A 25,670-nucleotide genomic window follows, 5' to 3' on the forward strand; every position below is an offset into this window, starting at 1 on the left:
CCCTGTACACACCGCTCCCCTGCCCTATAATCGCGGGCATCTAGCTTGTGGAGCCGACCATGCCGAACCTACGCCTCGCCGACCTGACCGCTGAAATCGAAGCCAACGTGCGCCGTGCACTGTTGGAGGACATCGGCAGTGGCGATATCACCGCGCAGTTGATCCCGGCCGAACGCCTGGCCAAGGCGACCATCATTACCCGCGAGGACTGCGTGATCGCTGGCACCGCCTGGGTCGACGCCGTGTTCCGCCAGCTCGACCCGCGGGTGGCGGTGCACTGGCAAGTGGCCGATGGCGACCGCGCGCTGGCCAACCAGCCGCTGTTCCACCTGGAAGGCCCGGCACGCTCGCTGCTCAGCGGTGAGCGCAGCGCGCTCAACTTCCTGCAGATGCTGTCGGGCGTCGCCACGCGCGCACGCTTTCTGGCCGACTTGGTCGCAGGTACCCAAGTGCGCCTGCTAGACACCCGCAAGACCCTTCCCGGCCTGCGCCTGGCGCAGAAATACGCGGTCACCTGTGGCGGTTGCGACAACCACCGCATCGGCCTTTACGATGCCTTCCTGATCAAGGAAAACCACATCGCCGCCAGCGGCGGCGTGGCCGAGGCAGTGGCGGCAGCGCACCGCATCGCCCCTGGCAAGCCGGTGGAAATCGAGGTGGAAAGCCTGGATGAACTACGCCAGGCCCTGAATGCGGGTGCAGATATCGTCATGCTCGACGAGCTGACCCTGGACGAAATGCGCGAAGCGGTGCACATCACTGCGGGCAAGGCCAAACTCGAGGCCAGCGGCGGCGTTAACGAGAGCACCTTGCGGGTGATTGCCGAGACCGGCGTCGACTACATCTCCATTGGTGCCATGACCAAGGATGTGAAGGCCGTAGACCTGTCGATGCGTTTGAGCCTCTGAGAGGCCGCGGTGCTTGTACCGCCCTCTTCGCGGGTAAACCCGCTCCCACAGGATCACCGCAGGCTTGAGTAATGTGCGCCCCCTGTGGGAGACCGGCGTCGACTACATCTCCATTGGTGCCATGACCAAGGATGTGAAGGCCGTAGACCTGTCGATGCGTTTGAGCCTCTGAGAGGTCGCGGTGCTTGTACCGCCCTCTTCGCGGGTAAACCCGCTCCCACAGGATCACCGCGGACACTGAACCTTGTGGGAGCGGGTTTACCCGCGAAGAGGCCCGCACAGGCGCAGCAGATCTCAGGCATAAAAAAAACCGGCCAGATGGCCGGTTTTTTTTCGGGCGTGGATCAGAACGCGGCGTTGGCCAGGCCGTCCAGGTAGCGCTCGACGTCCAGTGCGGCCATGCAGCCTGCACCGGCCGAGGTAATGGCCTGACGGTAAACGTGGTCGGCCACGTCGCCCGCAGCGAACACACCTTCGACGTTGGTGGCAGTGGCGTTGCCTTCGCGGCCGCCGTTGACCACCAGGTAGCCGTCCTTGAGGGTCAACTGGCCTTCGAACAGCGAGGTGTTCGGGGTGTGGCCAATGGCGATGAACACGCCGTCGACCTTGATTTCTTCGCTGCTGCCATCGTTATTCTTCAAGCGCGCACCGGTCACGCCCATGTTGTCACCCAGCACTTCGTCCAGGGTGGCATTGAGCTTGAGCTCGATCTTGCCTTCGGCCACACGGGCGTTCAGCTTGTCGACCAGGATCTTCTCGGCGCGGAAGGTTTCGCGGCGGTGAACCAGGGTCACTTTGCTGGCGATGTTGGCCAGGTACAGGGCCTCTTCCACGGCGGTGTTGCCGCCGCCGACGACCGCTACCGGCTTGTTGCGGTAGAAGAAGCCGTCACAGGTAGCGCAGGCCGAAACGCCCTTGCCCATGAAGGTTTCTTCCGACGGCAGGCCCAGGTAACGAGCGCTGGCGCCGGTGGCAACGATCAGTGCGTCGCAGGTGTAGGTGCCACTGTCACCCTGGAGGGTGAACGGCTTGTTGGCCAGGTCGACAGCGTTGATGTGGTCGAAGACGATCTCGGTCTCGAAGCGCTCGGCGTGCTCTTGCATGCGCTGCATCAGGGCTGGGCCGGTCAGGCCATGGGGGTCGCCCGGCCAGTTGTCGACTTCGGTGGTGGTGGTCAGCTGGCCACCGGCCTGCATGCCAGTGATCAGCAGCGGCTTGAGGTTGGCACGGGCGGCATAGACTGCGGCGCTGTAACCGGCAGGGCCGGAACCGAGGATGATGACGCGCGAATGACGTACTTCAGACATGTCGAACTCCTGTCGAGCCGGCCGCACGGGGCCAGCATCGGTGTGCCGGCGTTGCCAGCTGGAATTTAAAAAGGACCCACGCAACCTTGGGGAAGGCTACAACGCGTCGATCCAAAACCTAAAAGTTGAGCGCACTGTAGCGAGGTCGCAAAGATTAAGGAAATATCCTTCGACAATCCACCTCATAGGCATCGTCTATCCAGCAATTTCATTCACGAAAATCGCCCTGACGCTTTTGTTACAGCCGGTTTCGCCAACATCGCCCGCCTTTCGTCGGCGCGACAAACTCGGTAAGGTCAGCGCGTTTTCCTTCTGTTCGGAGTGTCTCGATGCAAGCCCCTGTCCTCTCTGGCCCCCAGTACCTGCGCGAAGGCCTGAAACTGGTGCTGAGCCCGAACCTGCGGTTGTTCGTGCTGTTGCCCCTGGCGGTCAACCTGCTGCTGTTTGGTGGCCTGATCTACTTTGCCGGCCATCAGTTCAGTGTCTGGGTCGACGCCCTGATGCCAACCCTGCCCAGCTGGTTGAGCTTCCTCACCTACATTCTGTGGCCACTGTTCGTCGCCTTGGTGGTGCTGATGGTGTTCTTCACCTTCACCCTGGTGGCCAACGTCATTGCGGCGCCGTTCAACGGTTTTCTGGCCGAGAAGGTCGAAGTGGTGGTGCGCGGCCAAGACAACTTCCCTGCCTTCAGCTGGGCCGAGCTGGTGGCCATGGTGCCGCGTACCTTTGGCCGCGAGATGCGCAAGCTGGGTTACTTCCTGCCACGGGCCATCGGCCTGTTCATCCTGTCGCTGATCCCGGTGGTCAACGTGGTCGCCGCGCCGCTGTGGCTGATCTTTGGTGTGTGGATGATGGCTATCCAGTACATCGACTACCCGGCGGACAACAACAAGATGAGCTGGCAGGACATGCTCGCCTGGTTGCGCCAGAAGCGCTGGCAGTCGCTGGGCTTTGGCGGCATCACCTACCTGGCGCTGATGGTGCCGGTGGTGAACGTACTGATGATGCCGGCGGCGGTGGCGGGGGCTACGTTGTTCTGGGTGCGTGAACGCGACTAAATCCAAACGCAGCCCTGTGTAGGAGCAGCCTTGCGCTGCGAAGAGGCCATTACTGACAATACCTGTCTGTGGCTAGTACTGGCCTCTTCGCAGCACAAGGCTGCTCCTACCGTCATTGACCGAGCCGGCTGGAAAACTGCCCCACTACATCCACCACCCGCTTCGCCCCCTCCTGGATTTCGACGATCACGTTGCCGGTTTCATCGGCCAACGACAGCCCCTGCTCGGCCTGGCGCTTGCTGGTGTCGATGATCGCCACCGCAGCCTGGGCCAATTGCTCGTTCTGCTGCACCACCCGGGCAATCTCTTCGGTGGCGGTGCTGGTACGCGAAGCCAGCTGGCGCACTTCGTCGGCGACCACGGCAAAACCACGCCCCTGCTCGCCCGCCCGGGCCGCCTCGATGGCAGCGTTGAGCGCCAGCAAGTTGGTCTGCCCGGCAATGTCACTGATGGTCTTGATGATCGAGCCGATCACCCGCGACTGGGTGTCCAACGCCTGAATGCCCTCGGCGGCCTCTTGCATCGACGACTCCAGGCCACGCATGACGTTTACCGTCTGCGTGACTACGTCGGTGGCCTTGCGCGCACTGGCGTCAGTGCTCAGCGAGGTGTTGAAGGCGATGTCCGCCGCCTCGGCAACCGCCTGCTCCTGGTTGACCTGGTCGGTGATCACGGTGGCGAACTTGACCACTTTGTACAGCACATCATGGGCGTCGAAGATCGGGTTGTAGGACGCTTCCAGCCAGATTACCCGGCCATGGGCATCGATACGCTTGAAGCGCTCAGCCACGTATTCGCCACGGCGCAGCTTGTCCCAGAACGCCTGATAGCCCGACGAATTGGCCTCTTCGGGTTCGCAGAAAATACGGTGATGCTTGCCGCGTATCTGTTCAAGGCGATAACCGACCGACGTCAGAAACCGTTCGTTGGCGGTCAGGATGGTGCCATCAAGGCCGAATTCGATGACTGCGGTAGAGCGCATCAGGGCCTTGATCAGGCTTTCGTGCTCACGGGAGGTCTCGATGGTGCGGGTGAGGTCGCTCGAGTGCAGGGTGAAATACTTGATGCGCCCTTCGCTGTTCTTGACCGGCTGCAGAATCGAGCGCAACCAGGCTTCCTGGCCATTGCCGCGCAGCAGGCGGAACGCCCCGTTGAGGTGCTCGCCCCGGCTGATCGCGCTTTTCATGCGTTGGTAGAAGTCGAGCGACTTCACGTGGGCCGGGACAATGTCCTCGAGTTTGCGTCCAAGCAATTGGTCGGCACGGTAGAGCATCTCGCTCTCGAAGTTGCCGTTGACCATCTCGATCCGTCCCTGGGGGTCGAGTTGGAGCACCAGCATCTCGCTGTCGAGGCTGCACTTGACCTGTTCGACCGACAGCAGGTCTTCGCGCAATTGCTGGATTTCTTGCTTGAGCTTGTTGTTGAACATCACCGCTCTCCTGGAGCGCAGCACGTAATCGAATGCATCTTCATCGGCTGCCACTGCCAGCTTCTTGAGCGCCGCCCACGCAAATATTCACACAATTGAAACAGCCGGCAATCAGGCGTCATTTGCACGTCACAAGGCCGTCACATCAGCGCAATGATGCGAGCGGAAACTTTTTGTCATGAATACACCCGCCCTACGCATCACCCTCGTCAGCGAAACCTTCCCACCCGAGATCAACGGTGTCGCCAACACCCTTGGCCGCCTCAGCGAAGGGTTGCGCCAACGCGGGCATGACATCGAGATCGTCCGCCCCCGCCAAGCCGGCGAGGAGCCTGTGCACAACGATCCGCAGCTGATGCTGTGCCGCGGTTGGGCCTTGCCCGGCTACCCCGGCCTGCAATGGGGCGAAGTGTCGATGCACCGGCTGTTGCGGCGTTGGCGCAGGCAGCGACCGGACGTGCTGTACATCGCCACCGAGGGGCCTTTGGGGTTGAGCGCATTGCGTGCGGCACGGCGCCTGGGGGTGCCGGTGGTCAGCGGGTTCCATACCAACTTCCCGCAGTATTCCGGCCAGTACGGCTTGGGCTTGCTGGCACGCCTGCTCACCCATTACCTGCGCTGGTTCCATCGCCGCACGGCAGTCACCCTGGTGCCCAGCGTCAGCCAGCGCCTGGAGTTGGAGCGTCGTGGTTTCGAGCGCCTGGACCTGTTGGCCCGTGGCGTCGACGCCTGCCTGTTCAACCCGGCCCGGCGCAGCCAGGCGCTGCGCGAAAGCTGGGGGGTCGGGCCGGACGATATCGCCGTGCTGCATGTCGGCCGGCTGGCGGCGGAAAAAAACCTAGGGGTACTGCGACCGTGCCTGGATGCCCTGCAGAAGACTTATCCATACAAGCGCTTGCGCCTGATCGTGGTCGGTGACGGCCCACAGCGCGCCACCTTGCAGCAGCAAGTGCCTGATGCCGTGTTCTGTGGTGCCCAGCGGGGCGAGGTGCTGGCCGAGCACTATGCCAGCGGTGACCTGTTCCTGTTCCCGAGCCTGACCGAAACCTTTGGCAATGTGGTGCTCGAAGGCATGGCCTCAGGCTTGGCGGTGGTCGCCTATGATGAGGCAGCGGCTGCCCAGCATATTCGGCATGGCCATAGCGGTGCGTTGGCGATGCCCGGCGATCAGGCGGCCTTCATCGATGCCGCTTGCTGGCTACTGGAAGAGGAAGAAACCCTGCGCCGGGTGCGCCTGAACGCACGGCAGCACGCCAGCCGACAGGGCTGGCCGGCGATTGTCGAGCAGTTCGAAACCTACCTGTGCAGTGCTTGCAAACAACGCACAGGCGACACGCAAAAAGCTTCAGGTGCTGCACTGGCGATCAAGCCAGGTTCGACAGCGCATCGCGGCTGACCTTCAGCCGCCGCGCGCGCCCATGCTTCAGCCCAGCGCCTTCTCGATGGCCTGAACCACGGCTGGATCATCCGGCGCAGTGCGCGGCGAGAAACGCGCCAGCACGCGCCCATCCTTGCCCACCAGAAACTTTTCGAAGTTCCAGGTGATGTCGCCTGGGAACTCAGCACCTTCCCCCGCCAGCAGGCGATACAGCGAATGGCGGTGCGCCCCGTTGACCTCAAGCTTGGCGCCCAGCGGGAAGCTGACACCATAGTTGAGGCTGCAGAACTCCTGGATCTCTTTCTCGCTGCCGGGCTCCTGGCCGGCAAACTGGTTGCACGGCAGCCCCAGAACGCTGAAGCCTTTGCCCTTGAACTGCTGATGCAGCGTCTCCAGCGAAGCGTATTGCGGCGTCAGGCCACACTTGGAGGCAACATTGACCACCAGCACCACTTGGCCCTTGAACGGTGCGAGGGGCAGTTCCCCGCCGTTCAGCGCCTCCAATTTCAGGTCGTGAAAAGCACTCATGATGTAATCCCCTCTCAGGTTCCCGATGGCCGCAGGGCGAAATCCGCCCAATAAAAAAGCGCTCGTCCAAGCCGTCCACCTCCCGTTGGGAAGGCAAATCGGCTTGCCCGAGCGCCTGGCGACTCTCTGAGCTTAGCGCAGAAAATCAGTGGTGATGGCCACCTTCACCGTGGATGTGACGGTGCGCGATTTCTTCTTCGCTGGCGTCACGCACGTCGACAACCTTGACCTGGAAGGTCAGGCGCTGGCCGGCCAGCGGGTGGTTGCCGTCAACGGTGACGTCGTCGCCGTCGATGTCGCGAATGGTGACGATCTGCATCTGGCCATCCGGCGCCGACGCGTGGAACTGCATGCCGACTTCCAGCTCGTCGACGCCTTCGAACAGGCTGCGGTTCAGGGTGCTGACCAGCTCGGCCAGGTATTCACCGTAGGCCTCTTCTGGCTCGATGGAAACGTTCAGCTCGTCACCGGCCTGCTTGCCTTCCAGGGCCTTTTCCAGGCCCGGGATGATGTTGCCGGCACCGTGCAGGTAAACCAGCGGCGCGCCACCGGCGGAGCTGTCGATGGTCTCCCCGGCGTCGTTGGTCAGGGTATAGTCGATGGAGACAGCCTTGTTGGCGGCGATCAGCATGGGGCAAGACCTTTTGCAAAAGTATGTAGAGCGGACAAGTGTAACCAAGCCATCGCCCGATTGCGAACGCGCCTCGGCCGAGGAACAGCCCATCAGTCGGATCACCGGCTTCCATCAGGACGAAGAAGGCCACTGGGTGGTCGAGTTGTCGTGCGGCCACACCCAGCACCTTCGTCACCAACCGCCCTGGCAAGCGCGCCCTTGGGTGCTCGATGCCGAGCAGCGCCAACAACGCATCGGCGAGGCTTTCGCGTGTGGCTGGTGTGCACAGGCAGCCGATAGCGCTACCCTTGGCCGTTGATTCCTTGCACCGCTTTAATTCGAGAAGCACGCATGCAAACTTTTTTCATAGCGCCGACCGACTTTGGTGTCGGCCTGACGTCGATCAGCCTCGGCCTGGTGCGCACCCTTGAGCGCGCAGGCCTGAAGGTCGGCTTTTTCAAGCCGATCGCCCAGCCCCACCCAGGTGACACCGGCCCGGAACGCTCCACCGAACTGGTCGCACGCACCCACGGCATCAAACCGCCCATGCCGCTGAGCCTGGCCCACGTCGAGCGCATGCTCGGCGATGGCCAGCTGGACGAGTTGCTGGAGGAAATCATCCGCCTCTACCAGCAAGCCTGCATCGGCAATGACGTGGTCGTGGTCGAAGGCATGGTGCCTACCCGCCACGCCAGTTACGCGGCGCGGGTCAACCTGCACCTGGCCAAGAGCCTGGATGCCGAGGTGATACTGGTTTCGGCGCCCGAAAACGAGGTGCTCAGCGAACTGTCCGGCCGCGTCGAGCTGCAGGCCCAGCTGTTCGGCGGCCCCCGCGACCCGAAAGTGCTCGGGGTGATCCTCAACAAGGTGCGCACCGACGAAAGCATGGCGGACTTCGCCACCCGCCTGCGCGAACACTCGCCACTTCTGCGCGGCAACGACTTCCGCCTGCTCGGCTGCATCCCTTACCAGCCTGAGCTGAATGCCCCACGCACCCGCGACGTGGCCGACCTGCTGGGGGCCCAAGTGCTCAACGCGGGCGATTACGAGCAGCGGCGCATGAGCAAGATCATCATTTGTGCGCGCACGGTGGCCAACACCGTGCCGCTGCTCACCCCTGGCACCTTGGTGGTGACCCCGGGTGACCGCGACGACATCATCCTTGCCGTAAGCCTGGCGGCGATCAATGGCGTGCCCCTGGCCGGCCTGCTGCTGACCAGCGACAGCAAGCCCGACGCACGCATCCTCGGCTTGTGCCGCGGCGCCTTGCAGGCCGGCCTGCCGATTCTGTCGGTGAGTACGGGTTCGTACGACACGGCCAACCAGCTCAATTCGCTGAACCGCGAGATCCCGGTGGATGACCGCGAGCGTGCCGAATTCATCACCGACTTTGTCGCCAGCCACCTCGACGCTGCCTGGTTGCACCAGCGCTGCGGCACACCACGCGAGTTGCGCCTGTCGCCTGCGGTGTTCCGCTACCAACTGATCCAGCGCGCGCAACAGGCCAACAAACGCATCGTCCTGCCAGAAGGCGCCGAACCGCTGCTGGTACAGGCGGCAGCGATCTGCCAGGCCCGTGGCATTGCGCGTTGCGTGCTGCTGGCCAAGCCGGAAGAAGTCGAAGCGGTCGCCCGTGCGCAGGGCATTACCTTGCCTGCGGACCTGGAGATACTCGACCCTGAGTTGATTCGCGGGCGCTATGTCGAACCGATGGTCAACCTGCGCAAGAGCAAGAACCTTAACGCCCCGATGGCCGAGCAGCAGTTGGAAGACCCGGTGGTGATCGGCACCATGATGCTTGCCCTGGATGAGGTCGACGGCCTGGTGTCGGGCCTGGTGCACTCTACCGCCAACACCATCCGCCCTGCCCTGCAACTGATCAAGACCGCGCCAGGTGCCAGCCTGGTGTCCTCGGTATTCTTCATGCTGTTCCCCGAGCAGGTGCTGGTGTACGGCGACTGCGTGATGAACCCGCACCCAAGTGCCGCTGAACTGGCAGAAATTGCCCAGCAGAGCGCCGAATCGGCACACACCTTCGGCATCGCGCCGCGGGTGGCGATGATCAGTTATTCAAGCGATTCGGCGAGCGATGAAGAAGTCGACAAGGTGCGTGAAGCGACCCGCTTGGCGCAGGGCGCCGCGCACGATCTGCTGATCGATGGGCCCTTGCAGTATGACGCGGCGGCCAACCCGGCCATTGCCCGCGAGCTGGCACCGAACAGCCCGGTTGCCGGGCGTGCCACGGTGTTCGTGTTCCCTGATCTGAATACCGGCAACACCACGCACAAAGCGGTGCAGCGCAGCGCCGATGGGGTCAGCCTGGGGCCAATGCTGCAGGGTTTGCGTAAACCGGTGAACGATTTGCCGCGGGGGGCTCAGGTGGATGACATCGTGCATACCATCGCCCTGACGGCGATCCAGGCCAGCGTCGTACGCTGAATCCAGGGGCTGCAGTGCAGCCCAATCGCCGGCAAGCCGGCTCCCACAGGACTTAAGACCCACACGGTCATGTGGGAGTCGGCTTGCCGGCGATTGGGCCGCACAGCGGCCCCTGTGTTGTGGCCTTACTGCTGAACTTGGCCCTGGTCATACTGCTGGCCAGGAATCGGCTTCAGGTTGACCTCGACACGACGGTTTTGCGCACGGCCGTTAGCATCGGCATTGCTGGCGATCGGCTGGTCCGGGCCCATGCCACGTGCCGAAATACGAGAAGCATCGACACCCTGCGAAGTCAGGTAGGTGCTGACCGCTTGCGCACGGCGCTGGGACAGGTCCATGTTGTGCTGGCGGCTGCCGGTGCTGTCGGTGAAGCCAACCACTTCGATGGTGTTCTGGTTGAACTGCTTGAACGAGCCGGCCAGGTTGTTCAGCGGCGAGTAGAAGCTAGGCGCGATGTTGGCCGAGTCGGTGGCGAAGGTGATGTTGCCGGGCATGATCAGCTTGATCTGGTCACCCTGGCGCTGCACTTCGACGCCGGTATTGGCCATTTGCGCGCGCAGTTCGGCTTCCTGCTTGTCGGCGTAATAGCCGTAACCTGCGGCGGCGGCACCCACTGCGGCAGCGCCGATCAGTGCGCCTTTACCGCGGTTGTTGTGGTCGATGGCGGCGCCGGCGATGGCACCGGCCAGCGCGCCCAGGCCGCCGTACTTGGCGGTCTTGCTCATCCCCGTGGAGCCCTGCGCCTGACCCTGGTTGTCGTACGGGTTCTGGCTGGCGCAGCCCGTCATCAGGGCAGCGGCGGTTGCGACGATAATCAGACGACGCATGGTGAACATGGACAAGCTCCTACTGAAATTCATAAATGCGGCAGACCGCGAATGGATCTATGCCAGCCTTGGATTGCCCAGACGGCAAAAAATTCCATGAACACCTTTTCATGCAGGTTCATGCGCGCACGAACGGGTTCTCGCGCATCTCGTCACCCAGGCGGGTGTCTGGCCCGTGGCCAGTGACCACGATGGCCTCTTCATCCAGCCGGTACAGCCGCTCCTTGATCGAACGAACGATAGCCCGCTGATCGCCACCCCACAAATCGGTGCGGCCAATACCGCGACGGAACAGGGTGTCGCCGGCAATCAGCAGCTTGGCATCGGCAAACCAGAAACTCATCGAACCCGGCGTGTGCCCTGGGGTGTGCAAGGCCACGCCACAACCACAGGGCAGCGCCTCGTCATCACTCAACCAGCGGTCTGGCGGCGGCACCGGGGTGTAGGGCACGCCGAACATCTGGCATTGCATCTCCAGGTTGTCCCACAGCGACTGGTCGTCCTTGTGCAGGTGCAGCGTCGCGCCGGTTAGCTCCTTGAGCTTGCCCGAGGCGAGGAAGTGATCGAAGTGCGCGTGGGTGTGAATGATGCTCACCAGGGTCAAGCCATGGGCCTGCAGGCGCGCGAGGATCTTGTCCGGGTCACCGCCTGGGTCGACGACGATGGCCTTTTTGGTCAATGGGTCGCCGATCAAGGTGCAGTTGCACTGTAGGGGACCTACGGGGAAGGTTTCGCGGATGAGGGTGGGTGGGGCTTGGTTCATTGTGTATCTCAATAACATTGAGGATCTCACTCGCCTTCAAGTCGAGGTGGCTCCTGGTGGTTTACAAGATATTGCGCTGTGCCTGCCAGGTGCAAGACTGGCGGTATTGGATGTTTTCGAAATCGAGCGCCGCCCGCGCGGCGCTTCGCAGCACAAGGCTGCTCCTACACCTGTTTCGGGCCAGTGAGGCCTGTAATGTTGGCGCGCGACCGCCTTTGTTGATTCGACACGATATTGAGGTGGGCGGTCAGGGGCCACGCGCCAATGGCTCAGGAATAATTGGCCCGAAACAAGTGTAGGAGCAGCCTTGTGCTGCGAAGCGCCGCGCGGGCGGCGCTCGTTCTCATAGGCGCCTCAGAATTGTGTCCTGCACCCACTTGCCATGCTGTTTTACGGCAAGAACAACCTGAACAACCCGCCCCCCAGCGCCCCGCCATTGGAAATTTCAATCCGCCCCCTCACCCCATCGCTCTCATGCAGCGCCGCGATCCGCGCAGCGAAATACAGGCCCAGGCCCGTGCTGCCACTGTGTGAATCGATGCCCTGGATGAACTCTTCCTGGCGCTCGAGCATGCGCTGTGGATAACCCGGGCCGTCATCGTTGACGCAGATGACCAGTTGATTCGCCTCTTCTTCGATGCTGATCAACAACGCATGCCCGGCAAACCGGGTGGCGTTGGTGATCACGTTGGCGATCACCGATGCCACCAGCTCTCGGTCGAAGAAGCCCAGCGGGTTGTCGGTGTCGATGCGCCAGGTGGCGAGGATGTCGTTGTGCTTGAGCACTTCTTGGTGGGCGGCCAGTTGGGCTTCGATGAAGTCATCCAGCTCATGGTAGTCCGGGCACACCGGCAGCTGGTTCACGCCCAGTTTGTACAACCCCAGCAGTTGCACCAGCATACCGTTGAGGTGCCGGAACTCATGTTCCATCACCCCTTGCTCGGTGCCGCCGCGCAACTCTTCAGGCAGGCGCGCCAGCCACTGGTCATGGGACTGAATCAGCGCGGACAGGGAGTTCTTGAGGTCGTGCACGGTGGAGGCGATCACCGTGGAAAAATCCAGCCCCTGATTGTCTTGATTCATGCGCCGAACACTCGGATGTGCAGTTTGCCATAGCGGTCATAGCGGTTGTCGCTGGCAGGGATACCGGCCACGCTGGTCAAGGCGTCGCGGCATTCCTGCATGATCGCAGGCTGTGGGTCATCCCCCCCGATGCGCAGCAGCGCCTGGGCGGTGTTGAGGGCGATGCTGATGTTCTTGGGTTGCAAGGCCAAGGCCTTGCGGAACAACTGCAGCGCTTCGTCGAGCTGACCTCCCTGGTAACTACGCACTCCCTGGCGGTTGAGGGTGACGGCCTCGGTGATCGCATTGAGCACCGCCGGATCATCCGTCAGCTTGGCCACCCTCTGCATCACTTTGGGGTCGTCGCCGTAACTTTCAACGCAGCTTTTGAGCACGCCGAGCGCGGCCGCTTCCTGCCCTGACGCCTGCAGCTGAGCCGCCACCGTCAACGCGGCATCGACCGAGAAAAACTGCTCCATCTTGTCCAGACGCTGCATGGCCTGCTCGGTGAGCTTGGCGGCCGTCTCGGCATCGCCGGCTTGCTGCAGGCTGGCGGCCTTCATCATGCGGGCGCGTACCTGCAAGCCCTGATCTTCAGGGTATTCCTTGGCCACTTCACTGAGCACGGTGTTGATCTCGACGCGGGTACGGGCGTCGAGGCCAAAACCTGCGTTCTTGTTCATCAGCGCCTGAACCAGGCCAAGGTTGTTCTCGGCATCCTTGTAGCGCGAGCTCTGCCCCTGGTTCACGGCATGGCGGAACGCCTTGGAGGCACTTTCGAAATCTTCGTTGCCCAGCGCCAGCTTGCCCAGCGTGGACTGCCGGCGTACCGACAGCGGCGACAGGCGCACCGCCTCTTCCAGCATGTTCTGCGCGCGCTTGGTCTCGCCCTGCGCCACCAGCACTTCAGCCATACCGTCGTACAGGCCCGGCATGATCGGGAAGGCCTTCAGGGCCTGTTCATACACACCCTGGGCCTGGGCATTCTGGCCACGCTTGTGCATCAAGCTGCCCAGCGCCGAATACACCCACGGCTGCGGGCGGCTGGCGAGAATGGCCTTGAGAAACTTTTCCAGCTCGTCGAAGCGATTGAGCCCGCGCAAGGCATCGGCGCGGTAGCGCAGGCACAGGGGGGCGAAACGCGGGTCCTTCTTGCACAGCTCGGCACACGCTGCCAGCACTTCGGCCGGGCGGCCGCGGTCCAGCGCCTGGAGGATCGGCTTGAGCAAGGTCTTGCGCTGGAACAGCTTCTCGACGCGCTGGGCCAGGCCCACCCGGTTGAACGGCTTGGTCAGGTAGGCATCGGGCTCATGCTCGATGGCACTGAGGACGATGGCCTGGCTGCTCTCGGCGGTCACCATGATGAACACGCATTCATGGCTGATGTGCTTGTCGAGGATCAGGTCCTCGAGCACCTGCTGGCCGTTCTTCTTGCCGTCGCCCAGGTGGAAATCCTGCAGGATGAAGTCATAACGCTTCTGCGCACACATGCGCAGCGCCTGCTCGCCGCTGTCGGCCGTGTCCACGTCGCGCACACCCAGTTCGCGCAACATGGAACGGGTCGACGTACGAAAGTCGGTAAAGTCGTCGACGATCAGAAAGCTCTTTTGCCCGTACTGCAGCATCAACACGACCTGTATTGGGATGATTGAAAAATCGCGCAAGGCGATGCATACCACCGAATGCTGTATCGGCAGCCGGCCGGGAAAGATGAGGATAGAGCACGCAGCGCGCTAAACAACGGCCCAGTAATAGCCTCAAGCCATTACTTTAGCGGGCAAACCCCTGGTGCGGCTACTGTCAGGCCAGCAGGCCCAGCGCTTTGGCTTTGGCCACCGCCTGGGTGCGGCGCTCGACGCCCAGTTTGCTGTTGATATGGCTGGCATGGGTCTTCACGGTGTGCAGCGAGATGAACAGCCGTTCGCTGATCTGCTGGTTGGAACAGCCTTGGGCGATCAGCTCAAGCACGGCCCGCTCCCGCCCACTCAATGCCTCGCCACTGCCACTGCTGACGGCAGGTAACGGAGGCAGGCGCTTGAGCAGTTCGACCTGGACCGGGCAAGCCGAGCGCGCTGCAAGCTGCTCGTGCAGCCACTGCGGGTGTTTTTCGAGCAAGGGTTGGAACGGTTGCAGGACACCGCCTTGGGCGGCCTCGAGTGCCTTTGGCAGCAGCCCGGCAGCCTGCGCGTCTCGGCCTTCAGCGAGCAGCAGGGCGAGCCACTGGCACAGTGCACTGACGGCCAGCAGCATGCCGCCACTGGCCACGCCACGTTCGACCAGCCCTGACAGGCGCTGAACCGACGCCTCGGTGCGCAACTGGATGCGCTCGAGCAATGCCTGCTGCAGTTCGATATGCAGGGGTAATAGCGGGTGGAACTCCGGCGCTGCTGCCGGTTGCTCGCCACCGTAGGTTTGCCCCAGCCGCAGCAACCAGGATTCGGCAAGATCGGTGCGCCCCTGTGCCAACCACAGTTCGCACTTCACCAGGGTAATCATGGCCAAGTAGTAGATCGGTGGAACATCCCAGATGTGCATCAGCCGCTCCGCCTCGGCCAGCTCGGCGAACGCTTCGGCGAAGTGGCCCTCGCGGCCATCGAGCGTGGCAATGACGCAGTGGCCGATCAGCACGCTGATGTCTCGGCAGGCACGCGCTTCGCCAAGCCCCGCACGCAAGCGCGCACGGCCTTGGGCTGATTGCAGGCGCGACACCAGCAGGTAACCCTCGTAGAGCGTCAGCCTGGCCCGAACGGCGTACAACCGCTGCCCCGACAGCCCCTGCAGGCGCTGCAGGCCCTGGCGCACTTCGTCCAGCGCCCGCAACACTTCACCCCGGGCATGCAGCACCCGTGCTCGATCGTAATGAGCCAGGGCTTCGAACAGCGGGTTGCCGACGCGCTGGGCCAGCTCCAGGGCTTCGCGGTTCCAGCCGCGTGCATGCCAGAAGTCGGCATCGGTGATGGCCAGGTTGGACAGTGTCGACAGGCACACCAGGCGCTGGCCGTAGCGCTTGCACGGCAAGCTTTGCAAGGCTTCGCCACAGTAGGCCAGGGTACGCGCGCGATCCCCCCGCCCCCGCGCGATCACCCCACTCAGGGCCAGCCACTGGGCCAGCATGGACTTCTGTGCGGTCGCCGAGGGCGCAGGCAGAAAACGGCTGAGGTAGCTTGCCAGTTCTTCGGCCGCATCCAGCTGGCACGCCAGCCCCAACGCCCAGCTGTACAGCACGATCAGGCGCGGCGTGCTGATCAGCAAGCTGTCGGGCAGGTCCATCTTCCAGCGCAGCAACATGCCAACGTTCTGCTCGGCCAGCAGTTGCTCCTCGGAGAGGCTCTGCACCAGGTCGGCCGCCACGTCCAGGTGGCCGGCCCGCAGCGCCTGCTCAACCGCCTCGTCCAGCAAACCCTGGGCCTCGAACCAGCGGCACGCACGCAGGTGCAGGCGCGCTGGCGGTTCGCTGGCCTGGCGGCTTCGCAGCAGGTCGGAGAACAGGTGATGGTAACGAAACCAGTGGCCGTGCTCGTCCAGGGGCACCAGAAACACTTGATGGGCCTGCAGGAAGCGCAGGATATCGGCGCTGTCCTGGCGGTCGCGCAGGGCATCGCACAGCTGGGCACAGAAGCGCTCCTGGCACGCCGTGTCGTAGAGAAAGGCCTGCACGTCGGCCGGCAAGATCTCGATGACTTCTTCCAGCAAGTAGTCGCGTATCAGCCCCTCGCCACCGTGCAGTGCGTGGGGCAAAGCCTGCTCATCACCGGACTCGCTGGCGGCCAGCTGCCAGAAGCGCAGCCCGGCCACCCAGCCGTCACTGCGCTGGATCAGGTTATCCAGCGCCTGGCCGCGCAAGCCGGTGGGGTGGCGGCCGATTACCGCCAGTGACTCGTCGGGTGTCAGCCGCAGCTCTTGCTCGTTGAGTTCGACCAGTTGCCGCGACAGGCGCAGGCGCGCCAGGTGCCAGTCCGGGCGCTGGCGGCTGGTGATCAACAGCACCAGGCCACTGGGCAAGTGATTGAGGAAAAACTGCAGGCAGCGGTCGAGTACGGGCCCTTGGGCCAAATGGTAATCGTCCAGCACCAACAGCAGAGGCGTATCGGCTTGCAGGTATTGGGCGAGTTCATCGAGCAGGCCGTCGATCCACTCCTCGAACGCGAAGGGCTGGTGGCGCTGGCGCATTTTCAGCAGGCCCATGGCTTGTCCACCCAATGCAGGGCAGTACTGCTGCAGGCCTTCGAGCAGCCGCTCGAGAAAACGGCCGGGGTCGGCATCGCGCTGGCTCAGGCCAAGCCAAAGGCTGCGCCAGTGCTCCGGCAGGGATTCGCAGAATTCGATGGCCAGCGAGCTTTTGCCAAAGCCCGCCGGTGCGTTGACCAGCAGCAACCGCCCATTGAGGCCGGCGTGCAAACGCTGACACAACCGCGCACGCGGCACATGGCCGTCCGGCAGCGGCGGCCGGAAGAAACGCCCGTCCAGCAGGCCTAGGGCCTGGCTGGCGAATCCATGCGTACGGGACAGATCTGTCATGGCCGGCTCGTTCTGAAGGGAAGACAACGGCGGTACGGATGTTTGCGAGACTAGCGGGTAATGCAGCGCATTTGAAGATGATGGGCACAATAGGGCTGTAAAAGACTACGACAAAAAGCAACAACCCTGATGGACAGGGGCTGGAGCGGGGGTTTGATTGGGTATTCAGCAGATTTATTGCCCGCGCCCACAGGGATTGCGCAGCTTTCAAGGCCAGTGCAATACCTGTAGGAGCAGCCTTGTGCTGCGAAGAGGCCGGTAAGGCTAGAGATTATCTTCGGCTGCAATGGCCTCTTCGCAGCACAAGGCTGCTCCTACAGGACTTGAAACCATCGCCGGAGCAGGATAAAAAAACGTCCCGGGCAAGCCGGGACGTTCTGGGGATCACAGGAGTGAAAGGCTTTCAGATTAACGTACACCTGCCTGGCGCAGGGCCGCGGGCTGGAAATCAGCCTTGCTGGCACTGAAGCCGAAGTCGTAGGCACGCTTCTCTTCGTTCTTCATGCCCAGCGCCAAATAACGACCCGACTGCAGGTCGTAGATGGTTTCCAGGGTGTACCAAGGCACCTCTTTGTTGTAGTACGGCTGGGAATGGGCTTCGGAAACGCGCCACAGCTGGCCACGGCCGTCGTACTGGTCGATCACTGCGGCCTGCCAGGTGTCTTCATCGATGTAGAAGTCACGCTTGGCGTAGATGTGCCGCTGGCCCGGCTTGAGGGTTGCGACCACGTGCCAGACGCGGCGCAGCTCGTAGCGCGACAAGTCTTGGTTGATGTGCCCGGCCTTGATGATGTCGGTGTACTTCAGCTTGGGGTCATCCAGCTTGAAGGCGTTGGAGGCGATGTACAGTTCCTTCTTGCCTTCCAGCTTCCAGTCGTAACGGTCTGGCGCACCGTTGAACATGTCCAGGTTGTCCGAGGTACGCAGGCCGTCGGCAGCGGTACCGGGGCCGTCGTATGACACTTGCGGTGCCTGCCGTACACGACGCTGGCCGGCGTTGTAGATCCACGCCTTGCGCGGCTCCTTCACCTGGTCGAGGGTTTCGTGCACCAGCAGCACGGTCCCGGCCAGGCGAGCGGGCGCGGTCACTTCCTGCTTGAAGTAGAACAGGATATTACCCGGGTTGCTTGCGTCGTAATCCTTCATCTTGTCGCGGAAGACGAACTGGTCGGAGAAATACACCGGGTTGAAAGAGCCGTTCTGCTGTGGCGTAGCCTGAGTAACCAGGCGGCTGACACTGCCCCCTCGGTAGCGTGTGATGTGGTTCCAGATCACTTCCAGGCCGCTTTTCGGGATCGGGAACGGCACCGCCGTATCGAAGTTGTTCAAGCCGTTGCCGCCTTCCACCAGTGTGGTCTGGGTGGCGTTTTTCTTGATGGCGGCGAATACATCGTCAGGCACGGTGGAGCCGCGGTGGGTCTTGAACACCGGGATCTTGAAGGTGTCTGGGTAGCGCTTGAACATTGCCACCTGGCCCGGCGAGAGCTTGTCCTTGTACTGGTCGACGTTCTGCGCGGTGATGGTGAACAGCGGCTTTTCGCTGCCATACGGGTCGGAAAGGAACCCCTTGGCATCGACGCTGCCCGCTGATTTCGACAGCGGTTGCCAAGCACTGATCGAGCCATCGGCGTTACCGGCCTTTTCGGCGCCCATCGGGGTCAGGGTGCTGCCCAGCTTGGCCGCCTCATCGGCAGACACCGCTGCCATGACACTGGTCGCCAGCAGGGACAGGCCCAGCACACCGGCTTGCAGCAGACTTCTGGTCTTGTTCATGTCGTGTCGTCCTGGATCAGTATTCTTAGAAGTTCACGCCGAAGCTGAGGGCGACGAAGTCGCGGTCATCCACGGTGCTGTACTTGCCGTCGAAGAAGTTGGTGTACGACAGGCTCGCCGTGTAGGTGTTCTGGTACTCGGCGTCCAGGCCCAGGCTGACGGCCTTGCGGCCTTCTTCAAAGTTGGCGCCAGGGCCGGGCGAGTAGCCGGAAACGTCATGCGACCAGGCCACGCTCGGCTTGAGGTTGACCCCGGCGAAGACGTCGTTGTAGTCCCAGATGACCCGGCCGCGGTAACCCCAGGAAGTGCTGGTGGTGTAGCCGTCGTTCTCGCACTTGCGATTCAGGTTGGTGGTCGATGCACCGGCACCCGCGCCTGCGATGGTGCTGGCGTTGAGCGCCTGGCAGGTGTCCGCGCCACCTGTGGCCGGCAGTGGGCCGGGGCCGAATACCGGGTCGCGGCCGTAGCGGGTTTCGTGGGCGTTTTCCAGGCCGCCGACATGGGTGACCCCCACCTCACCTACCACGGTCATGCGGCTGGCGCCCATCACCTGGTCGAAGAAGTGCGTCAGGGTGGTCTGGAACTGGGTGATTTCCTTGCGGCGGTAGCCGTGCAGGTCCTGGCCAGGGGTACCGGAGAGCAGCGAAGCGTTGCTCAGGGCGCCACCAATTGGGCGTACACCGGAGAACAGGATGTCGGTGGTATTGAGCTGCACAGGCGCGTTGGGGCGGTAGCTGACTTCACCACTCCAGGCGGTACCGGTAGGCAGCGTGGTGGAGAAGCTCAGGCCGTATAGGCGGATGTCCTCAGGGTACTCGACAAAGTACTCGGAGTTACCGGCCACGATCAGCGGTGCCAGCGCGCGCAACTGTGCCGGCAGGGCACTCAGGCCAGCGAACACGGAGGGCGGGGCACCGGTGGCGCTGAAGATCGGCGCACGGCTGTGGTAGTTCATGAAGTAGGCACCGAACTCGGTGTCCAGCGGGTCGAACATGTAGCGCAGCGCCACACCGAACTGGCCGCTGTCACGCGCATCACGGTCGGCCCCGCGGCGCACCATCACGCCTTCCTCGTTGATGTTAACGCCCTGGGTGGCGAGGAACTGCTGGGCCGCGCCCGGTACTGTGCGGCTGCTGTTGAGCACGCGCAGGTTGTCGGTACAGCCGTCGGCAATGATGTCCGGCTGCGAGAAGAACGTGCCGCAGTTGTCGACGACGGTCTGGTCCCATTCGATCTGGTAGAAGGCCTCGGCCGACAGGTTGTCGGTCAGGCTCTGGGAGATGTAGAACATGTTGACCGGGATCAGGCCTTCCTTGATCTCGGCCCCAGGGCGGCGGAACGCGGACACGTCGATCGGGTTGATCGAGTTGATACCACCGCCGATGAAGGTACTCTCACCCCAGCTGACAACCTGCTTGCCCAGGCGCACCGAGCCTGGCATGTCACCAATCGAATAGTTGTGGTAGACGAACGCATCGAGCAGTTCGGCGCCGGACGACTTGGCGCCTTCCTTGCGGTTGGAGTCGCTGATGTCCTTGAACTGGCGGCTTTCGTCCTTGAGCTCGAAGTCATACCAGTACTTGCCACGCACGAACACCCCGGTGTCGCCGTACTTGAGCTCCAGGTCGTGGATGCCCTTGAAGATCTTGGAGAAGGTCTCGCCACGCTTGAAGTTGAGGTGGCCGTCATCGGAGGTCTGCGACAGCCCCTTGCCGCCATTGTTGACCCCGATCAGGTTCTTGTTCGGGCTGGCGGTCGACCAGCTGGCGCCAACGGAGAGCGACGAGTCGAACTGCCCTTCGATTTCACCTATGTTGAAACTGACAGCGAAAGCAGGACTTGCGAGCGTGGAAGCAAGGCTGACGGCCAAGGGCAACTTGGCCCGGCGCCAGAACAGGTTTGCAGATTTCATCGACGCTACTCCATGTACTTTTTTGTTATGGCAGTGAGTCCTTTCAGAAACGGTCCGTGGGACCGGTGTGCAGGTTTGCACCTGCGGCAACACGGCTTGCGCGTGTCGCCCTCCCCCATTCCTGAAAATCTCCTGGCCTCGACTATAGCCAGCAAGGCACAGGCGCTTGATCCCTCTAAAGTGTGATTTGCGCTCCGTGCCGCCAACTCGCTACGAGGTTTTTCGGGTTACGTGCTGGCCGTGCTGAAGCATGGCGCATTTTTCCTGTTTGGCAAGGCGCCGAGCTCTCTAGCCTGCGGGTCGTGTTCTGTCGTCCACGACCCGCACGGGGTTTACAGGGTAGAAAGGAACGCACTGTTACTGGCCTGCCACTGGACGATGTCCTGGCGGATGCGTTTCTTGTCGAGTTTGCCGACACTGGTCTTGGGAATTTCAGTAACAACGGCGATCTGACTTGGAATCGCCCATTTATTGATGTGCCCTTCTTCGACAAAAGGCTTGAGGTGGTCCTTGAGTGACTTGGCATCGATGGCCTGCCCATCACGTACCACCAACAGGGCAAACGGCCGCTCGCCCCACTGCGGGTCGGCGATCCCCACCACCGCCACTTCGCGCACGGCCGAATGACGGCTGATCAAGTCTTCGAGGTCGAGCGAGGATATCCACTCCCCGCCGGTCTTGATCACGTCCTTGATGCGATCGCGGATATCGATGTAGCCCATGCCGTCGAGGGTCGCGACATCACCGGTGTGCAGCCAGCCGCCCTGCCACAGCTCCTCGCTCTTTTGCGCCTCCTTGAAGTAACCCATGGTCAGCCAGGGCGCGCGCAGCACCAGTTCGCCCTGGGTCTCGCCATCGGCCGGGAGGAAATTGCCCTCGCCGTCGACGATCGCCGCCTCGACCAACGGCACCGGCACACCGGCCTTGATCCGGTAGGTGACACGCTCGTCCTCGCTGCCCGCCTGTAGCTCATCGTTCAGGTGCGCTGCCGAGATCAGCGGGCAGGTCTCGGACATTCCGTACGCGGCAGTCAGCTGGATGCCACGCGCCAGGGCCGCCTGATACAGCGAGCGGTTGAGCGCGCTGCCGCCGATGATGATCTTCCAGCCTGCGAAGTCCTGGCCCTGGGCGGTCGGGCAATTGAGCAACATCTGCAGGATGGTCGGCACGCAATGGGAGAAGGTGACCTGCTCTTCACGCCACAGCTTGACCAGCATGTCCGGCTCGTAACGCCCCGGGTACACCTGCTTCATGCCCAGCATGGTGGCGGCGTAGGGGATACCCCAGGCATGTACGTGGAACATCGGGGTAATGGGCATGTACACATCATCGCTGCCAAGCAGGCGCACACTGTCGATACTGCCAGTGACCGACGTTTCGGCCAGGGTATGCAGCACCAGCTGGCGATGGGTGAAGTACACCCCTTTGGGGTTGCCGGTGGTGCCGGTGGTGTAGAAGGTGGTGGCCACCGAGTTTTCGTCGAAATCCGGAAAGTCATAGCGCGGGCTGGCGGCGGCGAGCAACTGCTCGTACTCGCCGACCAGGTTGGGCAGCTCGGCGGTCTTGTCCGGGCCGTCGGTCAGCAGCAAGGTCTTGTCGACGGTGGTCAACTGCCCGGCAATCGCTTGGTAAAGGCCGACGAAGTCGCTGTTGACCAACACCACGCGGTCTTCGGCGTGGTTCATGGTGTAGAGGATTTGTTCTGGCGACAGGCGCACGTTGATGGTGTGCACCACCGCGCCGATCATCGGGATGGCGAACATGCATTCCAGGTAGCGATGGCTGTCCCAGTCCATCACCGCCACCGTGTCACCGGCCTTGACCCCGGCCTCAGTCAGCACATTGGCCAGGCGCGCGATACGCTCGTTGAGCTGTGGATAAGTCAGGCGCAGCTGATCGCGATAGACGATCTCGCGGGTTTTCTCGTAGCGGCTGCCGGACATCAGCAGGCGTTTGATCAGCAGGGGGTAGGCGTAGGCGCCTTCGGCGGGTTTGATGATGCGGGTCTGCAACATGGGTATCCCTTTTCTGAAAAACGGGCCGGACAAGTCTGGATCTACTGTAGTAGCTGAATGTGACGGTCAAATCAGCCGAAGGAATGATTTGGACCGACGAGGTATGAGTGGCAGGCGTTGACGCGTGGTAACCGCGGGCTAGACACTGCGCTCAACCGCTTCGGACAGTGCCCCCGAAGTTGATGGCCCATTTCCCGTCCTGCCACCGGAGAACCCCATGCCCAGCCCGCGTCGCGCCGTGTTTCTCGATCACCAGTCACTGGACTTGGGTGACCTCGACCTGTCCCCTTTGCGGGACCAGTTCGACGCATTCGAGCTGTTTGCCGCCACCCGTCCGGAGCAGGTTGCCGAACGCCTGCAGGGCGCCGTTGCGGTAATCAGCAACAAGGTCATGCTGGATGCCGCGACCCTTGCGGCCAACCCGCAGCTCGAGCTGATCCTGGTGGCCGCCACCGGCACCAACAATGTCGACCTGGCGGCGGCCCGCGCCCAAGGCATCACCGTGTGCAACTGCCAGGGCTACGGCACGCCGTCGGTGGCCCAGCATACCCTCGCCCTGCTGCTGGCCTTGGCCACGCGGCTGTGCGACTACAACCAGGCAGTGGCCGACGGCCAATGGGCCAAGGCCAGCCAGTTCTGCCTGCTGGACTTCCCCATCGTCGAGCTGGAGGGCAAGACCCTCGGCCTGCTCGGCCATGGCGAACTGGGCGGCGCAGTGGCGCGCCTGGCCGAAGCCTTCGGCATGCGCGTCTTGAGCGGGCAGATCCCCGGCCGCCCGGAGCGCGCCGACCGCATGCCCCTGGAAGACCTGCTGCCGCAAGTGGACGCGCTGACCCTGCATTGCCCGCTGAACGAGCATACCCGGCACATGATCGGGGCCCGTGAGCTGGCCTTGCTCAAGCCCGGCGCCCTGGTGGTGAATACCGCACGGGGTGGCTTGATCGACGAACAGGCTCTGGCCGACGCCCTGCGCCAAGGCCACCTGGGTGGCGCCGCTACTGACGTGCTGAGCGTCGAGCCACCGGTCAACGGCAACCCGCTGCTGGCAGGCGATATCCCGCGGCTGATCATCACCCCGCACAGTGCCTGGGGCGCAGTGGAGTCGCGCCAGCGCATCGTCGGCCAGCTTAGCGAGAATGCCCAGGCCTATTTCGCCGGTCAGCCACGCCGCGTGGTCAGCTGAGCGCAGCGTTAGCCTCTGCTACACTGCGCGACTTTTTTTACAGGAGGCGTCGTCCATGGACCCGCGCAGTGAAGTGTTGCTCCGCCAGGCGGACCTGTTCCAAGGCCCGCTGCTGCTCGCCGGCGCGCCCGCCGACGACCTGCTCGGCCACCTGCCCATGGCCCATGGCTGGACCTGGCATGCCGGTGACCAGGCCATGCTCGAGGGCCGCTTCGCTGGCCGTAGCCATTACGGTGTCGAAGCCCCCCCGGTGGCCTTCGACAGCGCTGTGCTGTTCCTGCCCAAGTCCCGCGAGCTGGCCGCCTACCTGCTCAACGCCCTGGCCTCGCGCCTGGCCGGGCGCGAGCTGTACCTGGTCGGCGAGAAACGCGGCGGCATCGAAGGCGCGGCGAAGCAACTGCAGGCCTTTGGCAAACCGCGCAAGCTCGACAGCGCCCGGCATTGCCAGTTGTGGCAGGTGACCGTTGACCACGCGCCTGCGGCCACGCCGCTGGAAAGCCTGGCCGAGCGCTTCGAACTCGACCTCGAAGATGGCCCACTGCAGGTGGTCAGCCTGCCGGGCGTGTTCAGCCACGGTCGCCTCGATCGCGGCAGCGCCCTGCTGCTCAAACACCTGGATGGCCTGCCAAGCGGGCATGTGCTGGACTTCGGTTGCGGTGCTGGGGTGCTGGGCGCCACGGTCAAACGCCGTTACCCGCAAAGCCGGCTGACCCTGCTTGATGTAGACGCGTTTGCCGTGGCAGCCAGCCGCCTGACGTTGGCCGCCAACGGCCTGGAAGGTGAAGTGATCAGCGGTGATGGCATCGACGCGGCCCCTGCCGAGCTGAGCGTGATCCTGAGCAACCCGCCGTTTCATACCGGGGTGCACACCAATTACCAGGCTTCGGAGAATTTGCTGAAAAAATCTGGCGTTCATCTGCGAAAAGGTGGCGAAATGCGCCTTGTTGCCAATAGCTTCCTACGCTACCAGCCACTGATCGAAGGGGCCTTGGGTAACTGCCAGGTACGCGCCGAGGCGGACGGTTTCCGGATCTACCAGGCAACACGCGGTTAAAAACAGCGCTTGCCGAAACCGCTTCGGCTAGGCAGAATCCGCACCGTCCTAGGGGAGTAGTCTCCCGCGAGCACCCAGCTCGCCCGGCACGCGTCAACATACTTGGCCCACAGGCCATGGCGCGTGCGACCCACTATGCAGAGCCTGCATAGAGAGATCCGCACAGACGGATCCGCGGTTTGACAAGACCTATGACACGCACACCTTACCCGGGGCGGGAAGGCTGTACGTGTCATAGCCGTGTCGACCCGCCCCCGTAGGAAACCTGATGCTGGAATCCCTGCTGGTCCCCACCGCCATCGTTGCCCTCGCCGAAATCGGCGACAAGACGCAACTGCTCGCGCTCATTCTCGCCGCTCGCTTCCGTAAGCCTTGGCCGATCATCGCCGGCATCATCGCCGCTACCCTGGCCAACCATGCCGCCGCGGGCGCCGTCGGTGCGTGGGTTGGCGGGTTCTTCAGCGACTCGGCGCTGCACTGGATCCTGGCCGCCAGCTTCACTGCCACGGCGCTGTGGACACTGGTGCCGGACAAGATGGATGACGATGAAAACCCGGCGCGCCGCTTCGGCCCGTTCCTCACCACGCTGATTGCGTTTTTCCTGGCCGAGATCGGCGACAAGACCCAGGTGGCGACAGTCATGCTTGCCGCGCAATACCCGCACCTGATCATGGTCATCATCGGCACCACACTGGGCATGCTGATTGCCAACGTGCCGGTGGTATTGGCGGGTAACTTTGCGGCAGACAAACTGCCGTTGACCCTGATTCGCCGACTGGCGGCTACCGCGTTCTTCGTGCTGGCGGTGGTGGCGGTGTATTCGGCGATGAAGGCCAGTGGCTGGGTGGGCTGATAGTCGCTGGGTAGGCTGACCTGTAGGAGCAGCCGTGCGCTGCGAAGAGG

The 25,670-nt window shown here is 62.9% G+C and carries 21 protein-coding genes, 1 pseudogene and 1 riboswitch; of the genes and pseudogenes, 9 read left to right on the forward strand and 13 right to left on the reverse strand.

The window, feature by feature from the left end:
• Positions 1 to 59: 59 nt before the first annotated feature.
• Both nadC and D886_RS27830 read left to right on the forward strand, forming a co-directional pair.
• A complete protein-coding gene (nadC, locus tag D886_RS0113440; RefSeq protein WP_027594429.1) occupies positions 60 to 908 on the forward strand; it encodes a carboxylating nicotinate-nucleotide diphosphorylase in 849 nt (282 codons plus the stop codon).
• A gap of 73 nt (positions 909 to 981) precedes the next feature.
• The gene (locus D886_RS27830) at positions 982 to 1,080 is read left to right on the forward strand and encodes a hypothetical protein (RefSeq protein WP_371097826.1); all 99 of its coding nucleotides are present in this window, start codon (positions 982 to 984) and stop codon (positions 1,078 to 1,080) included.
• A gap of 172 nt (positions 1,081 to 1,252) precedes the next feature.
• Here the strand turns inward: D886_RS27830 and trxB are convergent, their stop codons facing one another.
• Positions 1,253 to 2,215 (reverse strand): thioredoxin-disulfide reductase, encoded by a 963-nt coding sequence (gene trxB, locus D886_RS0113450; RefSeq protein WP_027594430.1) that lies wholly within the window; start codon positions 2,213 to 2,215, stop codon positions 1,253 to 1,255.
• Between the two features lie 329 nt (positions 2,216 to 2,544).
• Here trxB and cysZ point away from each other — a divergent pair, with 329 nt between their 5' ends.
• Positions 2,545 to 3,273 carry a sulfate transporter CysZ gene (gene cysZ, locus D886_RS0113455; RefSeq protein WP_027594431.1) on the forward strand — a complete coding sequence of 243 codons (729 nt, stop codon included), beginning with the start codon at positions 2,545 to 2,547 and terminating at the stop codon, positions 3,271 to 3,273.
• A gap of 112 nt (positions 3,274 to 3,385) precedes the next feature.
• Here the strand turns inward: cysZ and D886_RS28835 are convergent, their stop codons facing one another.
• Together D886_RS28835 and D886_RS28840 are read right to left on the reverse strand one after the other, a co-directional pair.
• Positions 3,386 to 3,817: a methyl-accepting chemotaxis protein gene (locus D886_RS28835; RefSeq protein ID WP_371097828.1), complete on the reverse strand. Its 432-nt coding sequence runs from the start codon at positions 3,815 to 3,817 to the stop codon at positions 3,386 to 3,388.
• A gap of 108 nt (positions 3,818 to 3,925) precedes the next feature.
• Positions 3,926 to 4,702, reverse strand: a pseudogene (locus tag D886_RS28840) (PAS domain-containing protein); the annotation flags it as partial.
• Positions 4,703 to 4,880: 178 nt separating this feature from the next.
• On the opposite strand from D886_RS28840, the gene D886_RS0113465 reads away from it, so the two are divergent.
• Positions 4,881 to 6,098, forward strand: a complete 1,218-nt coding sequence (locus D886_RS0113465; RefSeq protein ID WP_027594433.1) for a glycosyltransferase family 1 protein — start codon at positions 4,881 to 4,883, stop codon at positions 6,096 to 6,098.
• A 27-nt stretch (positions 6,099 to 6,125) separates the two neighbouring features.
• Here the strand turns inward: D886_RS0113465 and D886_RS0113470 are convergent, their stop codons facing one another.
• Both D886_RS0113470 and D886_RS0113475 read right to left on the reverse strand, forming a co-directional pair.
• Positions 6,126 to 6,608 carry a glutathione peroxidase gene (locus D886_RS0113470; protein WP_027594434.1) on the reverse strand — a complete coding sequence of 161 codons (483 nt, stop codon included), beginning with the start codon at positions 6,606 to 6,608 and terminating at the stop codon, positions 6,126 to 6,128.
• Positions 6,609 to 6,753: 145 nt separating this feature from the next.
• Positions 6,754 to 7,239, reverse strand: coding sequence for a peptidylprolyl isomerase (locus tag D886_RS0113475; protein WP_027594435.1), 486 nt, complete (start codon positions 7,237 to 7,239; stop codon positions 6,754 to 6,756).
• Between D886_RS0113475 and D886_RS0113480 the strand changes: the two genes are divergently transcribed.
• Together D886_RS0113480 and pta are read left to right on the forward strand one after the other, a co-directional pair.
• Positions 7,238 to 7,540 carry a DUF3565 domain-containing protein gene (locus D886_RS0113480; protein ID WP_027594436.1) on the forward strand — a complete coding sequence of 101 codons (303 nt, stop codon included), beginning with the start codon at positions 7,238 to 7,240 and terminating at the stop codon, positions 7,538 to 7,540. The genes D886_RS0113475 and D886_RS0113480 overlap by 2 nt on opposite strands.
• A 32-nt stretch (positions 7,541 to 7,572) precedes the next feature.
• The gene (gene pta / locus D886_RS0113485) at positions 7,573 to 9,660 is read left to right on the forward strand and encodes a phosphate acetyltransferase (RefSeq protein WP_027594437.1); all 2,088 of its coding nucleotides are present in this window, start codon (positions 7,573 to 7,575) and stop codon (positions 9,658 to 9,660) included.
• 125 nt (positions 9,661 to 9,785) lie between these two features.
• Here the strand turns inward: pta and D886_RS0113490 are convergent, their stop codons facing one another.
• The 8 genes from D886_RS0113490 to D886_RS0113530 form a co-directional block, all read right to left on the reverse strand.
• Positions 9,786 to 10,496 carry an OmpA family protein gene (locus D886_RS0113490; protein ID WP_027594438.1) on the reverse strand — a complete coding sequence of 237 codons (711 nt, stop codon included), beginning with the start codon at positions 10,494 to 10,496 and terminating at the stop codon, positions 9,786 to 9,788.
• A 109-nt stretch (positions 10,497 to 10,605) separates the two neighbouring features.
• Complete coding sequence (locus D886_RS0113495) at positions 10,606 to 11,250, reverse strand: MBL fold metallo-hydrolase (RefSeq protein ID WP_027594439.1); 645 nt, start codon at positions 11,248 to 11,250, stop codon at positions 10,606 to 10,608.
• Positions 11,251 to 11,640: 390 nt separating this feature from the next.
• Positions 11,641 to 12,333 carry a sensor histidine kinase KdpD gene (locus D886_RS0113505; protein WP_027594440.1) on the reverse strand — a complete coding sequence of 231 codons (693 nt, stop codon included), beginning with the start codon at positions 12,331 to 12,333 and terminating at the stop codon, positions 11,641 to 11,643.
• A complete protein-coding gene (locus D886_RS0113510) occupies positions 12,330 to 13,937 on the reverse strand; it encodes a tetratricopeptide repeat-containing response regulator (protein ID WP_027594441.1) in 1,608 nt (535 codons plus the stop codon). The genes D886_RS0113505 and D886_RS0113510 overlap by 4 nt, the downstream gene beginning before the upstream one ends.
• Positions 13,938 to 14,112: 175 nt before the next feature.
• Entirely contained in the window at positions 14,113 to 16,830 is a 2,718-nt protein-coding gene (locus D886_RS0113515; protein ID WP_027594442.1) for a LuxR C-terminal-related transcriptional regulator, read from the reverse strand.
• A gap of 408 nt (positions 16,831 to 17,238) precedes the next feature.
• Positions 17,239 to 18,603 carry a DUF1329 domain-containing protein gene (locus D886_RS0113520; protein WP_027594443.1) on the reverse strand — a complete coding sequence of 455 codons (1,365 nt, stop codon included), beginning with the start codon at positions 18,601 to 18,603 and terminating at the stop codon, positions 17,239 to 17,241.
• Positions 18,604 to 18,628: 25 nt separating this feature from the next.
• Entirely contained in the window at positions 18,629 to 20,515 is a 1,887-nt protein-coding gene (locus D886_RS0113525) for a DUF1302 domain-containing protein (RefSeq protein ID WP_027594444.1), read from the reverse strand.
• Positions 20,516 to 20,847: 332 nt separating this feature from the next.
• Positions 20,848 to 22,530 (reverse strand): fatty acid--CoA ligase, encoded by a 1,683-nt coding sequence (locus tag D886_RS0113530; RefSeq protein ID WP_027594445.1) that lies wholly within the window; start codon positions 22,528 to 22,530, stop codon positions 20,848 to 20,850.
• Between the two features lie 217 nt (positions 22,531 to 22,747).
• On the opposite strand from D886_RS0113530, the gene D886_RS0113535 reads away from it, so the two are divergent.
• From D886_RS0113535 to D886_RS0113545, 3 genes are all read left to right on the forward strand, one after another.
• Positions 22,748 to 23,713, forward strand: coding sequence for a 2-hydroxyacid dehydrogenase (locus D886_RS0113535; protein ID WP_027594446.1), 966 nt, complete (start codon positions 22,748 to 22,750; stop codon positions 23,711 to 23,713).
• Positions 23,714 to 23,768: 55 nt separating this feature from the next.
• A complete protein-coding gene (locus tag D886_RS0113540) occupies positions 23,769 to 24,767 on the forward strand; it encodes a class I SAM-dependent methyltransferase (protein ID WP_027594447.1) in 999 nt (332 codons plus the stop codon).
• A gap of 39 nt (positions 24,768 to 24,806) precedes the next feature.
• A riboswitch (yybP-ykoY riboswitch) is annotated at positions 24,807 to 24,939 on the forward strand.
• Positions 24,940 to 25,035: 96 nt separating this feature from the next.
• Positions 25,036 to 25,620, forward strand: a complete 585-nt coding sequence (locus tag D886_RS0113545) for a TMEM165/GDT1 family protein (RefSeq protein WP_027594448.1) — start codon at positions 25,036 to 25,038, stop codon at positions 25,618 to 25,620.
• Positions 25,621 to 25,670 lie beyond the last annotated feature (50 nt).

Source organism: Pseudomonas sp. LAIL14HWK12:I7, assembly GCF_000483465.1.
GTDB lineage: Bacteria > Pseudomonadota > Gammaproteobacteria > Pseudomonadales > Pseudomonadaceae > Aquipseudomonas > Aquipseudomonas kermanshahensis.